The organism is Solibacillus sp. FSL H8-0523, assembly GCF_038051985.1.
GTDB lineage: Bacteria > Bacillota > Bacilli > Bacillales_A > Planococcaceae > Solibacillus.
Genome location: NZ_CP150291.1, coordinates 3,444,324 through 3,465,550, shown reverse-complemented (window position 1 = coordinate 3,465,550; position 21,227 = coordinate 3,444,324). Strand labels below are relative to the sequence as shown.

The 21,227-nt window shown below is 37.9% G+C and carries 18 protein-coding genes and 1 tRNA gene; 16 read left to right on the top strand and 3 right to left on the bottom strand.

Features of this window, described 5'->3' with window-relative positions:
• From NSQ62_RS17335 to NSQ62_RS17325, 3 genes are all read left to right on the top strand, one after another.
• Positions 1–978 carry a YvcK family protein gene (locus NSQ62_RS17335; RefSeq protein ID WP_341321332.1) on the top strand — a complete coding sequence of 326 codons (978 nt, stop codon included), beginning with the start codon at positions 1–3 and terminating at the stop codon, positions 976–978.
• A gap of 37 nt (positions 979–1,015) precedes the next feature.
• Positions 1,016–1,957, top strand: a complete 942-nt coding sequence (gene whiA / locus NSQ62_RS17330) for a DNA-binding protein WhiA (RefSeq protein WP_341321331.1) — start codon at positions 1,016–1,018, stop codon at positions 1,955–1,957.
• A 107-nt stretch (positions 1,958–2,064) separates the two neighbouring features.
• Positions 2,065–2,322 (top strand): HPr family phosphocarrier protein, encoded by a 258-nt coding sequence (locus tag NSQ62_RS17325; RefSeq protein WP_341321330.1) that lies wholly within the window; start codon positions 2,065–2,067, stop codon positions 2,320–2,322.
• Positions 2,323–2,600: 278 nt separating this feature from the next.
• Here the strand turns inward: NSQ62_RS17325 and clpP are convergent, their stop codons facing one another.
• Positions 2,601–3,191 carry an ATP-dependent Clp endopeptidase proteolytic subunit ClpP gene (gene clpP, locus NSQ62_RS17320; protein ID WP_341321329.1) on the bottom strand — a complete coding sequence of 197 codons (591 nt, stop codon included), beginning with the start codon at positions 3,189–3,191 and terminating at the stop codon, positions 2,601–2,603.
• A gap of 184 nt (positions 3,192–3,375) precedes the next feature.
• Between clpP and NSQ62_RS17315 the strand changes: the two genes are divergently transcribed.
• The 5 genes from NSQ62_RS17315 (at position 3,376) to NSQ62_RS17295 (ending at position 7,884) form a co-directional block, all read left to right on the top strand.
• Positions 3,376–3,447, top strand: a tRNA-Arg gene (locus NSQ62_RS17315).
• 764 nt (positions 3,448–4,211) lie between these two features.
• Complete coding sequence (locus NSQ62_RS17310; RefSeq protein WP_341321328.1) at positions 4,212–4,988, top strand: basic amino acid ABC transporter substrate-binding protein; 777 nt, start codon at positions 4,212–4,214, stop codon at positions 4,986–4,988.
• Positions 4,989–5,011: 23 nt separating this feature from the next.
• Positions 5,012–5,713: an amino acid ABC transporter permease gene (locus tag NSQ62_RS17305; protein WP_341321327.1), complete on the top strand. Its 702-nt coding sequence runs from the start codon at positions 5,012–5,014 to the stop codon at positions 5,711–5,713.
• On the top strand, positions 5,714–6,436 hold the full coding sequence (locus tag NSQ62_RS17300; protein WP_341321326.1) for an amino acid ABC transporter ATP-binding protein: 723 nt from the start codon (positions 5,714–5,716) through the stop codon (positions 6,434–6,436). It abuts the gene before it with no gap.
• Positions 6,437–7,098: 662 nt separating this feature from the next.
• Positions 7,099–7,884: a basic amino acid ABC transporter substrate-binding protein gene (locus NSQ62_RS17295; RefSeq protein WP_341321325.1), complete on the top strand. Its 786-nt coding sequence runs from the start codon at positions 7,099–7,101 to the stop codon at positions 7,882–7,884.
• A 176-nt stretch (positions 7,885–8,060) separates the two neighbouring features.
• On the opposite strand, the gene NSQ62_RS17290 is transcribed toward NSQ62_RS17295, so the two are convergent.
• Positions 8,061–9,302, bottom strand: coding sequence for a Zn-dependent hydrolase (locus NSQ62_RS17290; RefSeq protein ID WP_341321324.1), 1,242 nt, complete (start codon positions 9,300–9,302; stop codon positions 8,061–8,063).
• 127 nt (positions 9,303–9,429) lie between these two features.
• Between NSQ62_RS17290 and NSQ62_RS17285 the strand changes: the two genes are divergently transcribed.
• The 8 genes from NSQ62_RS17285 to NSQ62_RS17250 all read left to right on the top strand — a co-directional run bounded on the left by NSQ62_RS17285 (position 9,430) and on the right by NSQ62_RS17250 (position 20,233).
• Positions 9,430–10,971: a PucR family transcriptional regulator ligand-binding domain-containing protein gene (locus NSQ62_RS17285; protein ID WP_341321323.1), complete on the top strand. Its 1,542-nt coding sequence runs from the start codon at positions 9,430–9,432 to the stop codon at positions 10,969–10,971.
• 100 nt (positions 10,972–11,071) lie between these two features.
• Complete coding sequence (locus tag NSQ62_RS17280) at positions 11,072–12,427, top strand: aspartate aminotransferase family protein (RefSeq protein WP_341321322.1); 1,356 nt, start codon at positions 11,072–11,074, stop codon at positions 12,425–12,427.
• 14 nt (positions 12,428–12,441) lie between these two features.
• Positions 12,442–13,959, top strand: coding sequence for a CoA-acylating methylmalonate-semialdehyde dehydrogenase (locus NSQ62_RS17275; RefSeq protein ID WP_341321321.1), 1,518 nt, complete (start codon positions 12,442–12,444; stop codon positions 13,957–13,959).
• A gap of 434 nt (positions 13,960–14,393) precedes the next feature.
• Positions 14,394–15,791, top strand: coding sequence for a dihydropyrimidinase (gene hydA, locus NSQ62_RS17270; protein ID WP_341321320.1), 1,398 nt, complete (start codon positions 14,394–14,396; stop codon positions 15,789–15,791).
• A 58-nt stretch (positions 15,792–15,849) separates the two neighbouring features.
• Positions 15,850–17,187 carry an NAD(P)-dependent oxidoreductase gene (locus NSQ62_RS17265; RefSeq protein ID WP_341321319.1) on the top strand — a complete coding sequence of 446 codons (1,338 nt, stop codon included), beginning with the start codon at positions 15,850–15,852 and terminating at the stop codon, positions 17,185–17,187.
• An 11-nt stretch (positions 17,188–17,198) separates the two neighbouring features.
• Complete coding sequence (preA, locus tag NSQ62_RS17260; protein ID WP_341321318.1) at positions 17,199–18,482, top strand: NAD-dependent dihydropyrimidine dehydrogenase subunit PreA; 1,284 nt, start codon at positions 17,199–17,201, stop codon at positions 18,480–18,482.
• 36 nt (positions 18,483–18,518) lie between these two features.
• Positions 18,519–20,000 (top strand): NCS1 family transporter, encoded by a 1,482-nt coding sequence (locus tag NSQ62_RS17255; RefSeq protein ID WP_341321317.1) that lies wholly within the window; start codon positions 18,519–18,521, stop codon positions 19,998–20,000.
• Between the two features lie 20 nt (positions 20,001–20,020).
• On the top strand, positions 20,021–20,233 hold the full coding sequence (locus tag NSQ62_RS17250) for a hypothetical protein (protein ID WP_341321316.1): 213 nt from the start codon (positions 20,021–20,023) through the stop codon (positions 20,231–20,233).
• Between the two features lie 311 nt (positions 20,234–20,544).
• On the opposite strand, the gene NSQ62_RS17245 is transcribed toward NSQ62_RS17250, so the two are convergent.
• The gene (locus tag NSQ62_RS17245) at positions 20,545–21,156 is read right to left on the bottom strand and encodes a spore coat protein (RefSeq protein ID WP_341321315.1); all 612 of its coding nucleotides are present in this window, start codon (positions 21,154–21,156) and stop codon (positions 20,545–20,547) included.
• Between the last annotated feature and the right edge of the window lie 71 nt (positions 21,157–21,227).

Below are 21,227 nucleotides of genomic sequence, written 5' to 3'. Positions count from 1 at the left end.
ATGAAAAAAAAGAAAACCCGCATCGTCGTCATTGGTGGGGGCACCGGGTTATCGACAATATTACGTGGCTTAAAGCAATATCCGTTTGATATTACAGCGATCGTCACCGTAGCCGATGACGGTGGCTCTTCTGGGCGTTTACGCGATGACTATGATATCCCACCACCAGGGGATGTACGCAATGTCATTGCAGCCCTATCTGACGTGGAGCCCTTAGTGGAGCAAATGTTTCAGTTCCGTTTTTCACAGTCAAATGATTTAGGTGGCCATTCATTAGGAAATTTAATGTTAACGGCCCTGACAGAAATTACAGGGGACTTCAACCATGCAATTGCGGAAATGAGTAAAGTTTTAAATGTGCATGGGAAAGTCATTCCAGCTGCCAATAAAAAGGTGACATTGCATGCGGAGTTAATCGACGGAACAACAATTGTTGGGGAGTCAAAAGTTCCATCAGGCAAAGCGCCGATTAAACGTGTTTTCTTAGAGCCGAGTAACTTAAAGCCAATACCAGCCGCTGTCCATGCAATTGAACGTGCAGACTATATATTGATTGGTCCAGGAAGTTTATATACAAGTATTATTCCAAATCTTTTAGTAAAAGGGATCGGTCAGGCTGTTGTCAAAGCAAAGGGCGAAAAGATTTATATCGCCAATTTAATGACACAAAAAGGCGAAACGATTCATTACTCAGTATCGCAGCATATTGAAGCGATTCATGAGCATGTTGGAGAGGCATTTATTGAATCAGTATTATTTAATGAAAAAGATTTGCCATCTGCAATTTATGCACAGTATCGCGAAGAAAATGCAGAACCTGTATACTTTGATGAAGAAAAACTTCAACAAATGGGCGTGAAGTTAATAAAAAAAGAAATTGCACTTATTCATAAAGGCACGGTTCGTCATGATGCTAAAAATTTAGCAGATTGGCTATTTGAATATGCCGCACAAAAACAACAAACATTGCAGTCCTAATTACTACATAGTTTGCTAGAAAGGGGGTACACGAAAGATGTCGTTTGCATCAGAAACGAAAAAAGAGCTCACGCAAGTTGAAGCGGATGACACGAGCTTAAAAGCTGAAGTGTCCGCCCTGATTCGCATGAACGGGAGTTTGAGCTTTGCCAATCGTCAAATAAGTTTAGATGTACAAACAGAAAATGCCGCGATTGCACGTCGACTTTATACGATTGTTAAAAAGCTCTATCCTTATAATGTTGAGTTATTAGTACGTAAAAAAATGCGTCTCAAGAAAAATAACGTCTATATTTGCCGTCTTCGTGAAGGTGCACGAGAAATTTTAGCGGATTTAGAAATCGTCTCGAATTCGTTTGAGTTCAATCATACGATTTCTCCGTCTATTATTCCAAAAAACGAGCAGCGACGTGCGTATTTACGTGGTGCATTTCTAGCAGGTGGTTCGGTCAATAACCCGGAAACTTCTTCGTATCACTTAGAAGTGTACTCGCTTTATAAAGAGCACGGGGAAGCACTCGCTGACTTGATGAACCATTTTGATTTAAATGCGAAAACGATTGAGCGCAAAAAAGGATTTGTAACGTATTTAAAGGAAGCTGAAAAAATTTCGGACTTTTTAAATTTGGCAGGTGCGACGTCGGCTATGCTGAAATTTGAAGATGTTCGCATTGTTCGTGATATGCGTAACAGTGTGAACCGAATTGTCAATTGTGAAACAGCCAATTTAAACAAAACGATTGGCGCGGCACTACGTCAAGTCGAGAATATTCGTTTTATCGATAATGCAATCGGCTTAGATCAGCTACCAGAAAAATTGAGAGAAATTGCACGCTTACGTGTGGAGTACCGAGATGTGACGTTAAAAGAACTAGGAGAAATGGTTTCAACAGGTGTTGTGAGTAAGTCCGGTGTGAATCATCGTTTACGTAAAATCGATGAAATCGCCGATGCACTTCGCCGCGGAGAGCAGATTTAAAGACGTTGTTTTTTGAAATATTGCATTCTATTGTTGTTCTTTTCCGATAATTTCGATAAGATGAAATAAATAAGGCGATGTACGGTTGTGAAAGGGAGTATTTCAAGATGATCGAAAAACAAGTAGAGGTCAAGCTAAAATCAGGTTTACAAGCAAGACAAGCTGCACTATTCGTCCAAGAAGCGAATCGTTATAAAGCAGATGTCTTTTTAGAAAAAGGTACAAAAAAAGTAAATGCAAAATCAATTATGGGCATTATGAGCTTAGCGGTAGCAAAGGGTACAACGGTGACGTTAAGTGCAGATGGACATGACGAAGAAAAAGCGATTCAGGCATTACAAGTACTAATCGAAAACGCAGACTAATTTTGAAAGCGTAAACAAAAGGGCTTGTCCAGAAAGCATTCTGGTCAAGCCCTTTTTGCGCCGAGGATAGTGGCCATGACGATGCTGGTGATGAATGCGTTGTCACAGGATGTGACGTTCTTAGCATTCGTTCTTACTTCCGACTACCGCAGAAGCACCACACTAAAGCGGTTGATTAATACACGAACGAAGCACTGTCCGCAAAAGTAACACTTTTCGGACCTTCTGCGCCTTTCGTCAAAAAAAAGCGGCAGAAGAAATTCTGCCGCTTTTAATTATTATTTTTTAGGGTTACGATCGTAGATTTTGTCGATTAGACCGTATTCTTTAGCTTGTTCAGCTGTCATGAAATTATCGCGTTCTGTGTCGCGCGCTAATGTTTCATATGGTTGACCACTGTTTTCAGCCATGATGCGGTTTAATTTTTCACGTAAGTGTAAAATACGTCTTGCAGCGATTTCAATTTCCGTCGCTTGCCCTTGTGCACCGCCCAGTGGTTGGTGAATCATTACTTCGGCGTTTGGTAAAGCTACACGCTTACCTTTTGCACCAGCAGATAATAAGAATGCGCCCATAGAAGCTGCCATACCGATACAAATCGTTGATACGTCAGGTTTGATGAAGTTCATTGTATCGTAAATCGCCATACCAGAAGTGATTGAACCACCTGGAGAGTTGATGTATAGGAAGATATCTTTATCTGGATCTTCCGCTTCTAAGAATAACAATTGTGCTACAATTGAGTTAGCAACGTTATCGTCGATTGCGCTCCCTAATAAAATGATACGGTCTTTTAATAAACGTGAATAAATATCATATGCACGTTCGCCGCGGTTTGTTTGTTCAATAACTGTAGGAATTAAGTTCATTGAAAAAATCCTCCCTTTGTTAAAGCCTATTTTCGTATACCTTTGCTGAAAATTGGAAAGTATTTCAGCTGTAAACCTATCATACACGCATTAGTCAGTTTTGGTCAAATATAAAGTCCGTCTTTTGTTCTTGAAATGAACCGATGTACTTTGTATAATGATAAAGCTGAATAAATTTAACCATGTCCTCGTGGTGTAATGGATAACACTTCAGATTCCGGTTCTGAGGCTGGGGGTTCGATTCCCTCCGAGGGCGTTTTTAGCCATCTACTTCGACAATTTCTCCTCCTATGTACTAAAATTTGTTAAGGTAATTTTTAACACTATTAGGTTTCCCGTTCGTAAATAAATTAAACTTAAAAAAAATTAATGAAAATCTATTTTTTTATTAAATAAAGCTTGATAATTATGTAGAAAATGAGTACATTAGTAAATGTCGCATTTAGGATGATTGCTTTTATTTGTGCGCAATTAAAAACCAAATGCACGTTTATCATCAGGTCCATTCGTGGGCACCATTTTACTGCTTTAATCTATTTTTTTATATCTGTTTAAAAGTAAGCGTAGAGGGCTTATTTTATAACGGAGAATGAATTTTATGTAGGGTAAAAAGATTCACTGTACCGTTTCTTTTTACCCTTCTTTCGTTCTCACTCCAAGAAATAAAGAAGTTAAATATGCTAAATGAAAAAGACTATTTCAGAGTAACTACTTTGAAATAGTCTTTTTTGTAGACTTTTTTTCCGGGGTATTAATGTGTGACAAGGTTTTGGTAATCACGCCAAGCATATGTTGAAATGGAATTGGGAAATGAACTAGCTTATTTGATTGTAATGATAGGCATATGAATAATTATTGAATTTTATGCAAAAAACTTATCGTATTTGTTATAAAAATTCATCTTTATGTAATAATAATCAATTTTTTAAAAATTAAATGTTGTATATTAATTGTGAAATTAATATAATTGAACATGTCATTAGTTACTTAAAAAATATTACATCCAGGAGGATATTCATAATGAATACAAAAAAACTTTTTAAATGGGTAGCACCAATTGCGGTTGCTTCAATGATTTTAGCAGCGTGTGGTTCTGACGAGGAATCATCGGGTGCGAAAGAATATACAAAAATCGTAGCGGGAACAGAGGCAACGTACGCACCTTTTGAATATTTAGATGATAAAGGGAATGTTGTCGGCTTAGATGCGGAAATTTTAGCGGCAATCGGTGAAGAAATGGGTATTGAAACAGAAATTAAGAACACAGGCTGGGAATCAACATTTAGCCAAGTGACAACAGGTGAATTAGATTTAGGCGCAGCGGCGATTACGATTACAGATGAGCGTAAACAAAGCTATGATTTCACAGATCCATACTATGAAGCAACGTTATTAATCGTAACAAAGGAAGGCTCTAGTATTGCTTCTTACGACGATTTAAAAGATAAAAAAATCTCAGCACAAATTAATACAACTGGACATATTGCTGCACAAGAATTACAAGGTGTCGCAAGTTCTAAAATTTTAGCCTATGAAAACTTTGCAGTTGCTTTACAAGAAGTTATTAACGGTTCAGCAGATGCAGCAATTGGTGACAATGCGGTTGTATTAGATTACTTAAAAAATAATCCAGATTCAGGCTTAACATCAATTGAAGATGATTCGTTTGAAATAGATTATTTCGGCTTCATGGTGAAAAAAGGCAACAAAGAGTTATTAGAGATTTTAAATGAAGGCTTACAAAAGATTAAAGACAACGGTAAGTTAGCAGAAATTACAGGTACGGATTTCGAGTAAAACAATGAATGGGAGGGTTTCAGATGGAATTTTTTGATTTTTTCCGTTGGGATATAATCTGGAACTACCGTGAGCTATATGCCAAAGGGCTTTGGGCAACCATTGTTTTAACCGCATGTGGTTATCTTGGTGGTGTTATTTTCGGTCTATTTTTAGGATTAGGTCAAGTATCAAACAAAAAATGGATTTATTGGCCTGTGAAATTGTATGTGGATGTATTCCGCGGCACGCCATTATTAGTACAGCTGTTATTAATTCACTTAGCGGTCATTCCAACGATTTTTGGTCAAGGTTTAGGCTGGTGGGTATCGGGGATTATGGCGCTTGTATTAAATAGTGCAGCATATAACGCAGAGATCTTCCGTGCAGGGATTCAGTCAATCGACAAAGGTCAAATGGAGGCAGCGCGTTCACTTGGTTTAACGCGTGCACAGGCGATGCGTAAAGTCATTTTACCGCAAGCATTCCGCCGCATGATTCCACCTTTAGGGAACGAATTTATCGCATTATTAAAGGATTCTTCACTTGTAACGGTTATTGCCGGAGCAGAAATTTTATATGTAAGTAAAGTCGTAGCCGGAACGTATCAGCGTTTCTGGGAGCCATACTTATTCGCTGCGTTCTTATACTTGGTATTAACGTATGCGGTAACGAAGCTAATTGCGTTTATCGAAAAGCGTGTGGACATCAACTACAACCCACGTAAGAAAAAGGAGCGCGCATAAATGATTAAAGTAGAAAACTTACACAAGCATTTTGGCAAGCTCGAGGTATTAAAGGGCATTGATTATGAAATCGCGGAAAAAGAAGTAGTGTGTGTCATTGGGCCATCTGGTTCAGGGAAAAGTACATTCCTTCGCTGCTTGAACTTATTAGAAGAAGTAACAGACGGCGCGATTTATATTGATGGTGTAAAAATTAATGATCCAAAAACGAATATTAACGAAATCCGCACGGAAGTAGGGATGGTTTTCCAACAATTTAACCTATTTCCGCATATGTCGGTGCTTGATAACGTGACGATGGCGCCTATGCAAGTTCGTAAGATGAACAAAGCAGACGCTGAAAAATTAGCGGTAGAGCTACTAGCAAAGGTAGGTCTACGCGAAAAGGCAGATAGCTATCCGCAGCAGCTATCAGGCGGTCAGCAGCAGCGTGTGGCGATTGCGCGTGCACTTGCGATGAAGCCAAAAATTATGCTGTTTGATGAACCAACGTCAGCACTAGACCCAGAAATGGTAAAAGAAGTGCTTGAAGTAATGAAGAACCTCGCAAAAGAGGGCATGACCATGTTCGTTGTAACACATGAAATGGGCTTTGCGCGTGAAGTGAGTGATCGTGTACTGTTCATGGATGGCGGTTATATCGTCGAACAAGGACCACCCGATCAAATCTTCGGTAATCCACAAAACGAGCGTACGAAGGCATTTTTAGGGCAAGTATTATAAATACTTGCTCTTTCTTTATGACATATATATGAGAATAGGCACCAAATCGCACGAGTTAAGTGCGATTTGGTGTTTTTTATTGGGACCGTTCTGCTACGTTACGGCGGACGCTTTCCGCGGGCACGGCTTCAACTAATTTTTTGTGCCTCTTACGGTGGCAAAAAAAATGGATTTTCCGCGCGCGCTGTTCCCGCAGGAGTCTGCCGCCTTCACTCCGCGCCACTCTACTTCCGCATAAAGTGTGTTCTTTAACAAAATGACTAATTAATGGTGATTTAGGTAGATTCAATTAAGAAATAGTGAATTTTTCACCATCCAAAAGACCTACTCCTGTCGCTGCTCTTTCGTCGCAAATCCAGATTCAAATTAAAGGGCATTTGAGTCTGGATTGCCCACCAATAAATTAAGTGAAATTATATTAGAAAACGTAAATTCTTTAAAATTTAGAAGGAGAATCTTAAAGATTTGGATAATAAATACAGTAATCAAACAAAAACGCCTCTTGAAAATAAATCCCATAATATGTATTGTATAAATATTAATAGAGTTTGCGGCGAGATTTTTAAAGGTCAAATTTTTTGAAAAATTAAATAATGTATATTGAATGAATATTAGTTTAGGTGTATAATTATGAAAAAAGCGAATTTACAGGGGGATTTTCAATGTTTAACAAGAAAACAGGCTTTATGATGATGCTGTTATTAGCATTTTCGATCGTACTTGCAGCATGTGGCTCAGAAGATAGCTCGTCAGGAACAGAGGGCGACAAAGGCTATTCGAAATTATTAGTTGGTACAGAAGCGACATTTGCACCGTTTGAGTCAATGAATGACAAAGGTGAAATCATCGGAATTGATGTAGATGTGATGAATGCAATCGGTGCTGAAATCGAGGCAGAGGTTGAATTTAAAAATGTAGGTTGGGAGCCAGTATTCCAACAAGTAACAAATAAAGAACTAGATTTAGGGGCATCAGGTATTACAATTACAGATGAGCGTAAACAAACGTATGACTTCACAAATCCATACTACGAAGCGACGCTAATGATCGTTGTAAAAGAAGATTCACCAATTGCAACACTTGCAGAAATTGAAGATAAAAAAATCGCTGTACAAATTAATACAACAGGTCACGAAGCAGCGAAAAAATTACAAGGTGTGGGAAGTTCAAAAATTTTAGCTTATGAAAACCAACCAATCGCCTTCCAAGAAGTAATTAATGGAACAGCTGCTGCGGCAATTGGCGATAATGCCGTTGTATTAGAATACTTAAAGAACAATCCAAAATCAGGTTTAAAAGCAATCGAATCTAGTGAGTTTGAAAAGGAATACTACGGCTTCATGGTGAAAAAGGGCAATAAAGAATTACTAGACCTTTTAAATGAAGGTTTACAAAAAATTAAAGACAACGGAAAATTAGAAGAAATTACAGGTCAAAAAATCGACTAACTTGATCAAAAAAGCTTGAGGCTGGGACAAAACAAAAATACAAATTTTCTCCATGGAGAAAATTTGTATTTTTTCATGCCAGAAAAAATTGGTTTCCGTTACGGGTACGCTTTCCGCGGGCACGGCCTGTCGATTAACCATTGATTTTCAACATAACTCTAATGTTTAATAACCGCCTATACAGTTGTTTTCCTAGATGGAATTTTAAGATTAGCAACTTTTACTACCGCATTTACGAGTACATCAGCACCTTTTGAGCATTCTTCAAAGGTAGTATATTCATCTTCCCGATGACTATAGCCCTTAGCACTTGGTACAAAAATCATTGTGGAAGGAATATACCCGGCGATAAATTGTGCATCATGACCAGCACCACTAAACATTGAATGGCTTGAATAACCTAATTCGTCAGTACTTGCTGCGACTACATTCACTACCTCAGATGCGAAATACACGGTATCTCGACTCCATAGTTTCGTATAGCTAAGCTGGCAATTTTCGATTTCTTTTGGTAAATCAAAAATAATTTGTTCCACTTGCTGAATAACTGCAGGGTCTTGATGGCGGGATTCTAATGAGAATGTCACGTTATTTGGAATGACTGTATGAATATTTGGATAGGCATTAATACGTCCAATCGTATATACCAGGTCATCTGGAAGTTGTTTTAATTTGTTTTGCAAGATTGAAATAATATGCATCGCGGCAAACATACTATCTTTACGCATAGAAATAGGGGTCGTACCAGCATGATTCGATTCGCCAGTTAATGAGATATCATAACATACCATGCCTAGAACACCTTCCACTACACCAATGTCTTTTTTATAGTGTTCAAGTACGGGACCTTGCTCAATATGAAGCTCTAAATAGGCATGTGCATCCGTTAAACGATGTGCAATATCCCCTTCATAACCACTTTGTTTCAAGGCTTGTTCAAATGTCACACCTTCTGGATCAGTAGAAGCAAGCATCTTTTCCTTTTCAAATTTTCCTGAAAGAACGCCCGAAGCCATTAGAGATGGTTCAAAACGTGCACCCTCTTCGTTTGTGAAGTTTACTATTGTTAAGGGGTGATTTAGTTCTATCTTTTCATCAAGAATGGTTTGTACGGCTTCCAAAGCTGTTAAAACTCCTAGAACGCCATCGAAGCGTCCTCCTTTAATAACTGAATCTAAATGTGAGCCCATCACAATTGGTAAATAATCGGATTTGCCAGGGAGTGTTGCATACATTGTGCCCATATCATCGACGGTTACAGTCATACCAAGCTGTTCACAAATTTCTTTCAATTTGTTGCGCGCAACAATATCTTCGCTTGAAAGACTTAGACGCGTAACACCGTTATTTTCAGTTGCGCCAATTTGACTAAATAACTCAATAGTTTGTTTAAGACGTTCACGATTTGTTTTTAACATTGTGCGTCCTCCTTTAAATCCATAATATATATACTTTAGCACTGACATATAACATATTTATATATACTTATTGTAAAATGTTACAATAATTGTATAGACAGTTTGTTAATTGTAGGAGGAATTGCTTATGATCACTGTAAAAGAAGTTTTAAATCGGAAACACTTTGAATCTGCAAAAGTAGTTGCAGGTAAAACAGGCTTAAACCATGGCATAAAGTGGATTCATATATTAGAAGTTATCGATGTGAAACAGCTAATAAAGGGAAATGAACTCATCCTTACTACGGGAGTTATTTTAAAGGACAATGAACAAGGCTTTTTACAATTTGTCCAACAGCTTAGTGATTTAGATGTAGCTGGACTATGTATTGAATTAGGCATGTATATCGAAGTCATCCCGGAAAGTGTCATCATTTTAGCGGATAGCTTGGATTTTCCACTTATAGTTTTCCAAGAAGTTGTACCGTTTATTGGCATTACACAAGACTTGCATACAGAGATTATTCATCAACAGTATGATGTTTTAAGGCAGCTAGAAGATTACTCGCAAAAAATAAATAACTATGTTTTAAAAGTGAATGACAAAGTAAAGATCTTGCAGTATATGCAAAAGTATTTAAACGTAAATATTTATTTTGAAGTGAACAAAGGAACAAGCCTAGCAATCCCTGATAAAAAGATTGAAAATTATAAAAATTACATCATGAACTTAGGCAGTAAGTATAAAGCGAGCAATGTAATGAACCTATTTGATCAAGTATATGGAACGGTACATATATATTCTGAGAAAAAAGAAATTACCGAATTGGATTTATTAATTTTAGACCGCACAGTCGTTACGTTGTCTCAATTTGTATTAAGAGATTTATATATTGAAGAAAAGCTTGAAAGTGAAAACCGTAAATTTTTTGAAAAATGGCTGGAAGATGAAATTAGCGATGAGGAAATGCTTTATTTTATTGAAGAAATCGACCAAAAATTAAAACAAAATGGCTGGATGGTAATGATTCATCAGCTGAAAAGAAAAAATATTAAAAACGATTTAACCAATTATAAAATCAATCTTCGCCAAGCATTGCAAAAAGAGGGTTTTTATACATTTATTATAGAACAGTCCCAATATTTAATATTCATCTTAAACGATCTAGCACAGGCAGATACGTATAAAGAACGAATGAAGCGCGCGATGAATGAAATTATTAATCAATATCGACTGGATACGCTCATTGCTGTTGGGAAATATGTCTATCACTATAATGAATTAAAAGAGAGTTATCAAACTGCTCAGGAATCATTACAAATCCGCATGAAAAATATGGAGCTCTCTTATTTTTATGATGAATTAATCCTTTATCACATGGTGAAGGTGTTACAAAATAACAATAGCTTGATGCAAGCCGCAAAGGAAAAGATTGAAAAGCTAAGTCAGTATGATAGCAAGCACAATACCAACTTAATTCAAACATTGGATATTTATTTTCAATGCAATGGATTAAAAAAGGAAACAGCGGAAAAATTGTTTATCGTTCGTCAAACGCTTTATCATCGTCTTGAGAAAATTGAACATATCATTGGCGATAATTTTATGAATTATGAAAATCGATTATGTTTAGAAATCATGTTATTGATGACAAAGCATAATTATATGAGGGAAGAAAAGTTGCCTTAATGTGAAATACATGTAAAAAATCATTTTACACAATGTATAGTGCTCTAATACTTCTAATAAGCGAAAATATAGATAAGTTCGAAACTTAGGAGGGAAGTACATGAGCCAATACGTAGAGTACAACTGGAAGGCAAATGACGAAAAGCATGTATGGCATTCGATGAAGCCTTATAACCCGGATGCTACATTTATTGTTGAACGAGCAGAAGGGGCTTGGTTGACGGATATTGATGGCAATAAATATTTAGATGCGATGGCGGGACTTTGGTGTACCAATATTGGGTATGGTCGAAAGGAAATTGCTGAAGTTGCTTATGAGCAGATGCTAAAAAATTCATATACACCGCTAACAAATGGACACACACCGGCGATTTTATTAAGCCAAAAAATTAGCGAATTGCTTGGGGATGAATATGTCGTTTTTTATTCAAATAGTGGTTCGGAAGCAAATGAAGTCGCGTTTAAAGTAGTGCGTCAATACCATCAACAAAAAGGGGAAACCAACCGCTATAAAATTGTCTCGCGTTACCGTGCGTATCACGGGAATACGATGGGTGCTTTAGCAGCAACGGGCCAAGCGCAGCGTAAATATAAATACGAGCCACTTGCTCCGGGCTTTTTACATGTAGCACCACCTGATCAATATCGTCATCCAGAAGAAGTGCAAAATGGGGATGTTACGTCGCTACCTAGTGTGAAAAACCTTGATCAAGTGATGACTTGGGAAATGTCAGAAACGATTGCCGCAGTTATTATGGAGCCTATTATTACGGGTGGTGGCGTTCTTGTACCGAATGATGCCTATTTAAAGGGTGTTAAAGAAGTATGTGAAAAACACGGGGCATTATTAATTGTTGATGAGGTTATATGTGGCTTTGGGCGAACAGGAAAAGCATTTGGGTTCCAAAACTATGGAATTAAGCCTGATATTGTGACGATGGCGAAGGGACTGACGAGTGCCTACATGCCATTGTCGGCAACGGCAATCCGTCGAGAAATTTATGAACAATTTATGGATGGTGGGGACTATGAGTTTTTCCGTCATGTCAATACATTCGGTGGGTCACCAGTTGCTTGCGCGGTCGCTTTAAAAAATATTGAAGTGATGGAACGCGAAAACTTATTTGAGCAATCTGCGCAGCTTGGAGAAGTACTCATGCACACTTTAACAGAACAATTAAGTAATCATCCGTACGTAGGGGATATTCGTGGGAAAGGTTTATTAATCGGTATTGAACTAGTTGAAAATAAAGAAACGAAATTGCCACTTGATGTCCAGAAGGTAAATGCTGTAATTGCTTATTGTAAGCAAAAGGGATTAATCATCGGGAAAAATGGCGTTACTGTAGCGGATTTTAATAATGTATTAACGTTATCACCACCGCTTTCCATTACAGTAGAGGAAAAAGATTTTATTGCAAATATATTTATTGAGGCCGTAAACAGTATTAAATAAGGGGGATATTAAGTATGATAGATGCAGTTTCGGTAAGGAAATTAACTCATTTTATCAATGGGAAATTAATCGAGGGGAAAAGCGGGCATTATTCGAAAGTCTTTAATCCATCTACTGGTGAAGTGATTGCTGATGTTCCGATTGCAACAGCTGAAGAAACGCGTGAAGCAATTGCAACAGCAAAAGCCGCTTTTCCGGCATGGAGAGATCTTGCTGTGGCGAAGCGTGCAGAAGTATTGATGCGCTTCCGTTATCAAATTACAGAAAACATGGAACAATTATTAACAATCATTTGTACTGAAAGCGGCAAAACATTAGAGGATGCACGTGGTGAAGTTACACGAGCATTGGAGTCAGTGGATTTAGCGATTGGAGCCCCTCACTTAGTAAAGGGTGAATATTCGGTGAACGTCGGTGGTCAAATTAATGCCTATTCTGCTAAATATCCTTTAGGTGTAGTTGCGGCTATATCACCATTCAACTTTCCGATAATGGTGCCATTAGCGCAAACGTCTATGGCAATTGCTGTAGGAAATGCCGTTATTTTAAAAGCTTCTGAAAAGGTGCCGATGACTTCCTTATTCATCAGTGAATTGTGGAAAAAAGCAGGTTTGCCAGATGGGATTTGGACAGTAGTAAACGGCAGCAAAGAAGCTGTAAATGAGCTATTAGAAAATCCCGCTGTCCAGGCAATTTCTTTTGTAGGGTCAACACCCGTTGCAAAATATATTTACGAGACAGGGGCTAAATATGGGAAGCGTGTAACGGCTCTAGGTGGTGGGAAAAATAATATGGTGGTTATGCCGGATGCGGATTTAGAGCAAGTAGCGAATGCGTTTATTGGTGCAGCATATGGCGCGGCTTCTCAACGTTGTATGGCGATTTCTACGATTATGCCAGTTGGTGAAGAAACAGCAAATAAATTAGTCGCGATTTTAAAAGACAAAATAAGCAAGTTGAAAGTTGGCAGCTACACAGAAGAAGGTACGGATTTTGGGCCTGTTATTTCAAAAGAGTCAAAAGAAAGTATCATAAAGGCAATCGATTTAGCTGAACAACAAGGGGCGACGGTAGTAAATGATGGTCGTGAATTGGATATTGTGAAAAATGCAGAAGGCTTCTTTGTAGGTCCGACATTATTAGACCATATTACAAAGGACATGGATATTTTTGAACAAGAGGTTTTCGGACCAGCTCGAAATGTTGTGCGAGTAAATACACTTTCGGAGGCAATTGATTTCATAAACGCTCAAGAGTTAGCAAATGGCGTAACGATTTTTACGAATGATGGTCATGCCGCACGTAAATTTACAACTGAAATTGATGTTGGCATGGTAGGTGTCAATGTACCGATTCCAATTCCAGTTGGATACCATAACTTTGCTGGTTTTAAAGGCTCTCGCTTCGGGGAAGGGCATATGTTTGGTCCGGATCAGGCTCGCTTCTTCACAAAAACGAAAACCGTATCAGAGCGCTGGCCAGAGACAACGGAAAAATCAGCTTCTACATTCGCATTTCCTAGCAATAATTAACTAATTTTTAAAACAGCTGGTCTCTAAAAAATAGAGGCCAGCTGTTTGTCTTTTTATAGTTGTATATAAAACCGTTAAATTTAATAAAAATACATTTATTCTTAAAAAATCGGAGTAGAGATAAATAACGACGTTTTTAAAATACTTAGGTACTTATATGTAAGAAGAAATGACACTGAAAGTAAGGAAAAGTGCCCTCTTTTACCTTATGTCTAAAAAAGCCTAACAAAAACATACTTTTTGTATATTAAACTACGATTACTTATCAAGTAAAATAAAAATTATAAAGAGAAATACTTGTATTATTTTATATAAGTGGATTATATGTAAAAAAAAGTAACATATAATATATGTATATTATTTTAATAATATGCTTATAAAAAGTTAAGTATGCAAGAATTTAGATAAGTAAATAGAAAACAGGAGGGGTTTCTATGAAGAAGATTATTACTGGGGGAACAATTGTTACGGCTACGGATACCTATAAAGCTGATGTGTTAATTGAGGATGGGATTATTCAACAAATTGCGTTAAGTATCCAAGATGAAGAAGCGGAGGTTATTGATGCATCAGGTAAACTTTTATTCCCTGGTGGAATTGATCCTCATACTCATTTAGACATGCCATTTAACAATACAGTTACAGATGATGATTGGGAGTCAGGAACAATTGCTGCTGCTTTTGGAGGAACGACAACAATTATCGATTTTTGTATTAGTGCAGGATCGCCGACATTAATGGATGCAATCGAAACTTGGCATAGTAAATCGAAGGATAAGGCTGTTATAGACTACGGTTTCCACCTAATGATTGGTGACTTAAATGAGCAACGTCTAAAAGAATTACCAGAAGCATTGGATAAAGGCGGAATTAGTTCAATCAAAGTTTTTTTAGCTTATGCAAAAGAATTCCAAGCATCAGATCGCACATTATTCCAGGCATTTAAAGTTGGAAAAGAGCTAGGAGCAACGGTTATGGTGCACTGTGAAAATGGTTCAGTTATTGATGAGCTTGTGGAAGAGGCAAAAGCGAACGGTAATACCGCACCGATTTATCACGCATTAACTCGTCCGCCAGAAGTTGAAGGTGAAGCGACAAAACGTGCGATAGAACTCGCTAATTTAGCAGGAGCAAAACTTTATGTTGTACACGTAACGTGTAAAGAAGCAGTGGATGAAATCGTTTCAGCACGTAATAAAGGCTACGATGTTTTAGGTGAAACTTGTCCGCCTTATTTAGTACTCGATCAAACTGCATTAGAAAAGCCGGACTTTGAAGGGGCAAAATATGTATGGTCACCACCATTACGTCCAAAAGAACATCAAGAAGTATTATGGAATGCATTGAAAGCCAAACAATTACAAACAATCGGTTCTGATCAATGTTCCTTCAGTTTCAACGGTAAGAAATCATTAGGGAAAGATGACTTCTCGAAGATTCCAAATGGTGGTCCATTTATTGAAGATCGTTTTTCTGTCTTGTATTCAGAAGGAGTAGAAAAAGGTCGTATTTCAGTAAATGAATTTGTAGATATGATTTCTACACAGTCTGCAAAGATTTTTGGATTGTTCCCACAAAAAGGGACGATTGCAATTGGCTCAGATGCGGATATCGTATTATTTGATCCGACTGTAAAACGAACAATTTCTGCAAAAACACATCATATGAATGTGGACTATAACGCATTTGAAGGTTTGGAAGTGACGGGGGAACCGACAAGCGTTTTAGTACGTGGCGAGTATGTAATTAAAGATAAAGAGTTTGTAGGTGAGCTAGGTAGCGGGAAATATATTCGTCGCGAAGTAAAGAGTAAAAAGAAAGTAAATTCATAAGCATTAAATCCACTAGACAAGTAATAACAAATCGCACTGGAGAGAGGGTTGTTATGAAATGAATAATGGTTTAGCAAAAAACTTTGAAGAAATGTTTGGGGGCTTAACAACATACGCAGCAACTGTTGAAGCAAATCGTTGTCTGTATTGCTATGATGCGCCTTGCATTCAAGCGTGTCCAACAAGTATTAATATTCCAAGCTTTATAAAGAAAATTGCTTCGAATAATATGAAGGGCTCTGCGCGTGTCATTATGGAGTCAAATCCAGTAGGGGCGAGCTGTGCACGTGTATGTCCAACAATCGAGCTTTGTGAGGGGGCTTGTGTTTTAAATAGCGAGGAAAAACCAATTCAAATTGGTCACCTGCAGCGCTATGCAACAGATTGGCTACGCGAATCCAATGTAAAATTGTTTACGCCAAAACCAGCGAACGGCAAGAAAATTGCGATTATTGGAAGTGGACCTGCAGGATTATCTGCTGCGCGTGAATTGGCGTTATTAGGCTATAGCGTGACGATTTACGAAGCAGACGAAAAAGCGGGCGGCCTAAATTACTACGGAATTGTTTCTTTCCGCTTACCGCAAGATGTCGTGGAATGGGAAGTACAACAAGTTCAAAACCTAGGCGTTGAAATAAAAACGAATACAAAAATTGGAGAAGATGTATTAGTAGATGATCTCCTTGCCAATTTCGATCGCATCATCGTAGCGGTTGGAATGGGGAAAGTGCCGATGCTAGGTATTGAGGGTGAAGATTTAGAGGGTGTATATGATGCGATTGATTTCGTCAAAGAATCAAAAGCTTCGTTTACGGACAAAGTACTAGGCAAAAAAGCAGTAGTAATCGGTGCTGGAAATACAGCGATTGATGCAGCGACATGTTCGGTACGATTAGGCGCAGAGCAAGTTCAGATTGTTTACCGCCGTACATCAAAAGAAATGACGGCCTATGATTTTGAATATGATTTTGCCAAGCAGGATGGTGTTGAATTTAGATGGTTAACATTACCTAAGCGAATCATTGGAGATGAAAACGGCAAAGTCATTGGTATGGAATGTGTGAAAATGAAGTTAACTGGAATTGAAAATGGAAAAGGTTCTTTAACTGAAATCCCTCATTCTGAATTTGTCATTGAAACGGATGCCGTCATTCGAGCTATCGGTCAATCAAAACAATATGAGCTAATCGAACATTTAGGATTAGCAAATACACGTGGTGTGATTGATGTAGATATGAATAGTTTAAAGACATCGAATCCGAAAATTTACGCTTGTGGTGATGCTATTTTTGGCAATGGCTACGGGGAAGCAACTGTAGTATCCGCGGCACAACAAGGAAAAGATTCGGCATACGCAATTCATAATGAACTAAACGCAAATTCAGAAATTGCATAGGGGGTATTCAAATGGCAGATTTAAGAATAAATTTTGCTGGTATAAAGTCACCAAATCCTTTTTGGCTAGCATCAGCACCACCAACAAACTCGGGCTATCAAGTTCAAAGAGCCTTTGAAGCGGGCTGGGGTGGCGCTGTTTGGAAAACTTTGGGAGATCCCATTTTAAACGTTTCTTCCCGTTTTGCAGCTGTTAGTTTTAATGGTCAAAAAGTCGCTGGCTTCAACAATATTGAGTTAATCACGGATCGTCCATTAGAAGTGAATTTAAAAGAGATTTATGAAACGAAAAAGAGATTTCCAAATCATGCAATTATCGCTTCTTTAATGGTAGAGCCAAAAGCTGAAAAATGGCATGAAATTGTAAAAAAAGTACAAGATGTCGGGGTAGATGGCTTCGAATTGAATTTTGGTTGTCCACATGGAATGGCCGAGCGTGGGATGGGCGCAGCTTCAGGTCAAGTACCGGAGCTGGTAGAAAAGCAAACTTATTGGGCGAAAGAGTATGCTGAAGTACCTGTAATTGTAAAATTAACACCTAATATTACAGATATTACTGTAACGGCGGAAGCGGCTATTCGTGGTGGTGCAGACGCAATTAGTATGATTAACACCATTAATAGTTTAGCTGGTGTGGACTTAAATTCTTGGAATACCATTCCTCACGTTGGAAACAAAGGCGCACATGGAGGGTATTGTGGCCCAGCGGTGAAGCCAATTGCACTGAATATGGTTGGTGAATGCGCAAGAAATCCATATATAAATGTACCGATTTCAGGTATTGGTGGAATTTCGAACTGGCAGGACGCTGCTGAATTTATATTAATGGGTTCTACAAGCGTACAGGTTTGTACGGCAGCAATGCATCATGGCTTTAGCATTGTAGAGGACATGATTGATGGTTTAAGCAACTATTTAGATGAAAAAGGCTTAACATCAGTAATGGACTTAGTCGGAAAAACAGTTCCAAAATATTCTGATTGGGGTGATTTAGACTTAAATTACAAAGTAGTTGCGGAAATTAATAATGACATTTGTATTAATTGTAATAAGTGTCATATTGCTTGTGAAGATACGTCTCATCAATGTATCGATTTATATTCAGAAAATGGGCGTCCGATGCTAAAAGTTCGTGAAGAGGACTGTGTAGGTTGTAATTTATGTTCGATAGTCTGTCCGGCAGAGGGTGCAATTACGATGAAGGAATTACCTCATACGCAACCACCAATGACATGGAATGAAAGGCAGTCATTAATTGCAGGATTCGCTACAAATAGTTCAAGTACTGTCCGTTAATTGGCCTTGTGAAATCTAATAAGATGAGGTGTAGCCATGTCAAATTCAAATAGTTCAAGTAAAAATTATTTAAAGTCTCCAGATTTACTTCCTATCACACATGAGAAGCGTAGTATCGGGATGGTCGGTTTTGGCGTAATTTGGGTAGGTATGGCTATTGTATTAGCAGCATTTGCTATAGGCGCAGGTGGGATTATAAATTTAAGTATGCCGATGTTAATACTTGCAACGTTAGTAGGGTCAATTTTAATTGGTATCTTCATGGTGGTTATTGGTGATATCGGTGTAGAACACGGCTTATCGTTTCCGGTTTATATGCGTGCCCCATTTGGAACATTTGGGACACATTTGCCATCATTTGCACGTGCATTTACGGCTTCGTGTTGGTTTGGTATCAATACGTATTTTGGTGCTTTAGCGATAAATGGAATTTTAAATATTATGGTGGGCTTTGACAATTGGTTTGTATGTTTCCTTGTATTTGCGGGGTTACAACTATTAAACGTTTCGCTAGGAATTAAATCGATCGAGCGTTTCGCAGATTTTGCTGCACCTATTATCATTTTTATTTCGATTTGGATGTACTTACAATTATCGGCTGAAGCAAAAGCACAAGGAAAAGCAGTATGGTCTTGGGTAGAAGCACCGCAAACTGGTTTTGAACAGTTTACTGCATTTATGATAGTTGCAATGGCGATCATGGGATTCTGGGCTACGTTAGCTGCAGATATGCCGACGCTTTCACGTCATTTTAAGGCACCTAAACATGAACGTAATTGGTTCAAACGAAATAAATCACAATTATTAGGCTCACTAATTGTTCAACCTATTTTTAATACATTAATGATTGTTATTGGTGCGGTATGTTATATGGCGACTGGTTCAGGTGACCCAATTAACGCACTTCAACAAGCGGCGGGCGGTTTTGTACTAGTTGTGCTATTATCAATGATTGTATTAGCTCAATGGTCTACTAACACTTCTGCAAACGTAATTCCGGCAGCCACGATTTTTTCCAATATCGGTGGACCGAAAGTACCGTTTTGGGTAGGGGTAGTCATTGCGGGAATTGTTGGTACAGTTGTTCAGCCATGGAATTTGTTTGATGTTTTAAATAGTGTATTACTAGTGGTTGGTGGAATTTTATCTTCAATTGTAGGAATTTTATTTGCTGACTATTATTTACTTCGTAAGCGAAGAGTTAATGTAAAGGACTTATATGAGATAGATGGACAATATCGTTACTTAAAAGGTGTTAACGTAGCGGGAATTATTGCTTGGATTCTTGGTGGATTAATCGCCAATATTTGGCCGACTTTTTCATCACTCATCGGTTTCTTTGTAGGGGCTGCAATTTATTACGTGTTAGCAAAATTCTGGTGGTTCAAAAAGTATCCACAAGCTGAAATTGTTAATCCAAGTGATGAAGAATATTTAGGTATTACCGCTGGACGTAGTTGGGAAATTGATGTGAATCCTGAACCGATTGGTGTTCAACCAACAGTTTCTACAGATTAAAATGTAAACGGGGTGCTACTGTGTCGGAATATCAGTTTGTAGAAAAAGAAATTCAGCAAATTAATGAATTACTTGCTGAAAACTATATTTTTAAAAGTATCAAGGAAGATTTAGAAGGAGCTTTTGTTACTTTTATGAATGCAGAAAACAATGATGAGCGTTTATTGCATATAAAAATGGCGGATGCGCGAAAATATTTCTCATCTAAATTATCAGAACAACTAAAAATTTGAACTTTAATTTGAAGTGAAGAAGTTAGACAAAGTTATTTTATTTTGCAGTTCAGATAAATAATAAGGCATTTTCCGTTAAATTCGAATGGAAAATGCCTTATTTCATTGTCTATTTTTTCACCCGCGCTTATGCTTAATGATATTTTTAGTGCTCTCGTATCACGTCGAACTCATTTTTGATTTTTTGTAAAATAACATTGGATAATAAATAATAAAATGAATAATTTAATAACAAACCAGTACTAACTAGAGCATAAAAGTAGTGCTTACTCTATTTTTAATACATTTTATTAGGGGAATAATCGTCAAAATTAATTCGGCATGTTTTTAGCTTGCTCGGCCTGACCATACGCATTTAACATCACGTTCATTTCCTGTTCTGAGAATTGTGGGACTTGGTAATAGCCTTTTTTGTTTTGGTAGAGCGAAATTTCGTAAGCCATTTCTATGCAGTTTGGTACGGAATCTTGTAGTACTCTACGTACGACAGGGTTTGTTGATTCTAGTGCCGCGGTGGTTTTCCCTGTTGCGCCTGCTTTATGACAGCTAAGCATAAAGCCTGAAATTACCGCATCATTGATTTCATTCGCAGATGTCATCGGCTTTTTCGGAGCGCTCGGTGTGAGGCCGTAATTTGTATCGTTGCCCATTTGCATTTTGTAGCTACGCGTTGGATGCTGTGGATCATGCCCGGTTTTGTAGGCTTCCATTGTGATATTGTATTCATCAAGCATAAAGGCGTACTGGCGATCCATAATACCTAGTAGTTCGCTATCTTGAACTTGATCACGCAGGAGCACATATTGGTTTAAGCCGCCAATCATAGCGCTTAATACTTCATGGACATCGAGTAGCTCGTGAGCACCGTGATTATTCGAAAAGGGCATTTGGTTGTCTTGAGATTGGGATGATTGGGTAAACATTATTTAACCTCCATTTAAGAAATTTCGTACGTTCTTATTGTGGGGAACAAAACAAATTTTATACGCAATTT

Coding starts and splice junctions, on each gene's coding strand:
- NSQ62_RS17325 (WP_341321330.1), top strand. CDS start 2,065: ATGATCGAAAAACAAGTAGAGGTCAAGCTAAAATCAGGTTTACAAGCA.
- NSQ62_RS17285 (WP_341321323.1), top strand. CDS start 9,430: ATGATCACTGTAAAAGAAGTTTTAAATCGGAAACACTTTGAATCTGCA.
- clpP (WP_341321329.1), bottom strand. CDS start 3,191: ATGAACTTAATTCCTACAGTTATTGAACAAACAAACCGCGGCGAACGT.
- hydA (WP_341321320.1), top strand. CDS start 14,394: ATGAAGAAGATTATTACTGGGGGAACAATTGTTACGGCTACGGATACC.
- NSQ62_RS17275 (WP_341321321.1), top strand. CDS start 12,442: ATGATAGATGCAGTTTCGGTAAGGAAATTAACTCATTTTATCAATGGG.
- NSQ62_RS17280 (WP_341321322.1), top strand. CDS start 11,072: ATGAGCCAATACGTAGAGTACAACTGGAAGGCAAATGACGAAAAGCAT.
- NSQ62_RS17255 (WP_341321317.1), top strand. CDS start 18,519: ATGTCAAATTCAAATAGTTCAAGTAAAAATTATTTAAAGTCTCCAGAT.
- whiA (WP_341321331.1), top strand. CDS start 1,016: ATGTCGTTTGCATCAGAAACGAAAAAAGAGCTCACGCAAGTTGAAGCG.
- NSQ62_RS17335 (WP_341321332.1), top strand. CDS start 1: ATGAAAAAAAAGAAAACCCGCATCGTCGTCATTGGTGGGGGCACCGGG.
- preA (WP_341321318.1), top strand. CDS start 17,199: ATGGCAGATTTAAGAATAAATTTTGCTGGTATAAAGTCACCAAATCCT.
- NSQ62_RS17305 (WP_341321327.1), top strand. CDS start 5,012: ATGGAATTTTTTGATTTTTTCCGTTGGGATATAATCTGGAACTACCGT.
- NSQ62_RS17290 (WP_341321324.1), bottom strand. CDS start 9,302: ATGTTAAAAACAAATCGTGAACGTCTTAAACAAACTATTGAGTTATTT.
- NSQ62_RS17300 (WP_341321326.1), top strand. CDS start 5,714: ATGATTAAAGTAGAAAACTTACACAAGCATTTTGGCAAGCTCGAGGTA.
- NSQ62_RS17310 (WP_341321328.1), top strand. CDS start 4,212: ATGAATACAAAAAAACTTTTTAAATGGGTAGCACCAATTGCGGTTGCT.
- NSQ62_RS17245 (WP_341321315.1), bottom strand. CDS start 21,156: ATGTTTACCCAATCATCCCAATCTCAAGACAACCAAATGCCCTTTTCG.
- NSQ62_RS17295 (WP_341321325.1), top strand. CDS start 7,099: ATGTTTAACAAGAAAACAGGCTTTATGATGATGCTGTTATTAGCATTT.
- NSQ62_RS17265 (WP_341321319.1), top strand. CDS start 15,850: ATGAATAATGGTTTAGCAAAAAACTTTGAAGAAATGTTTGGGGGCTTA.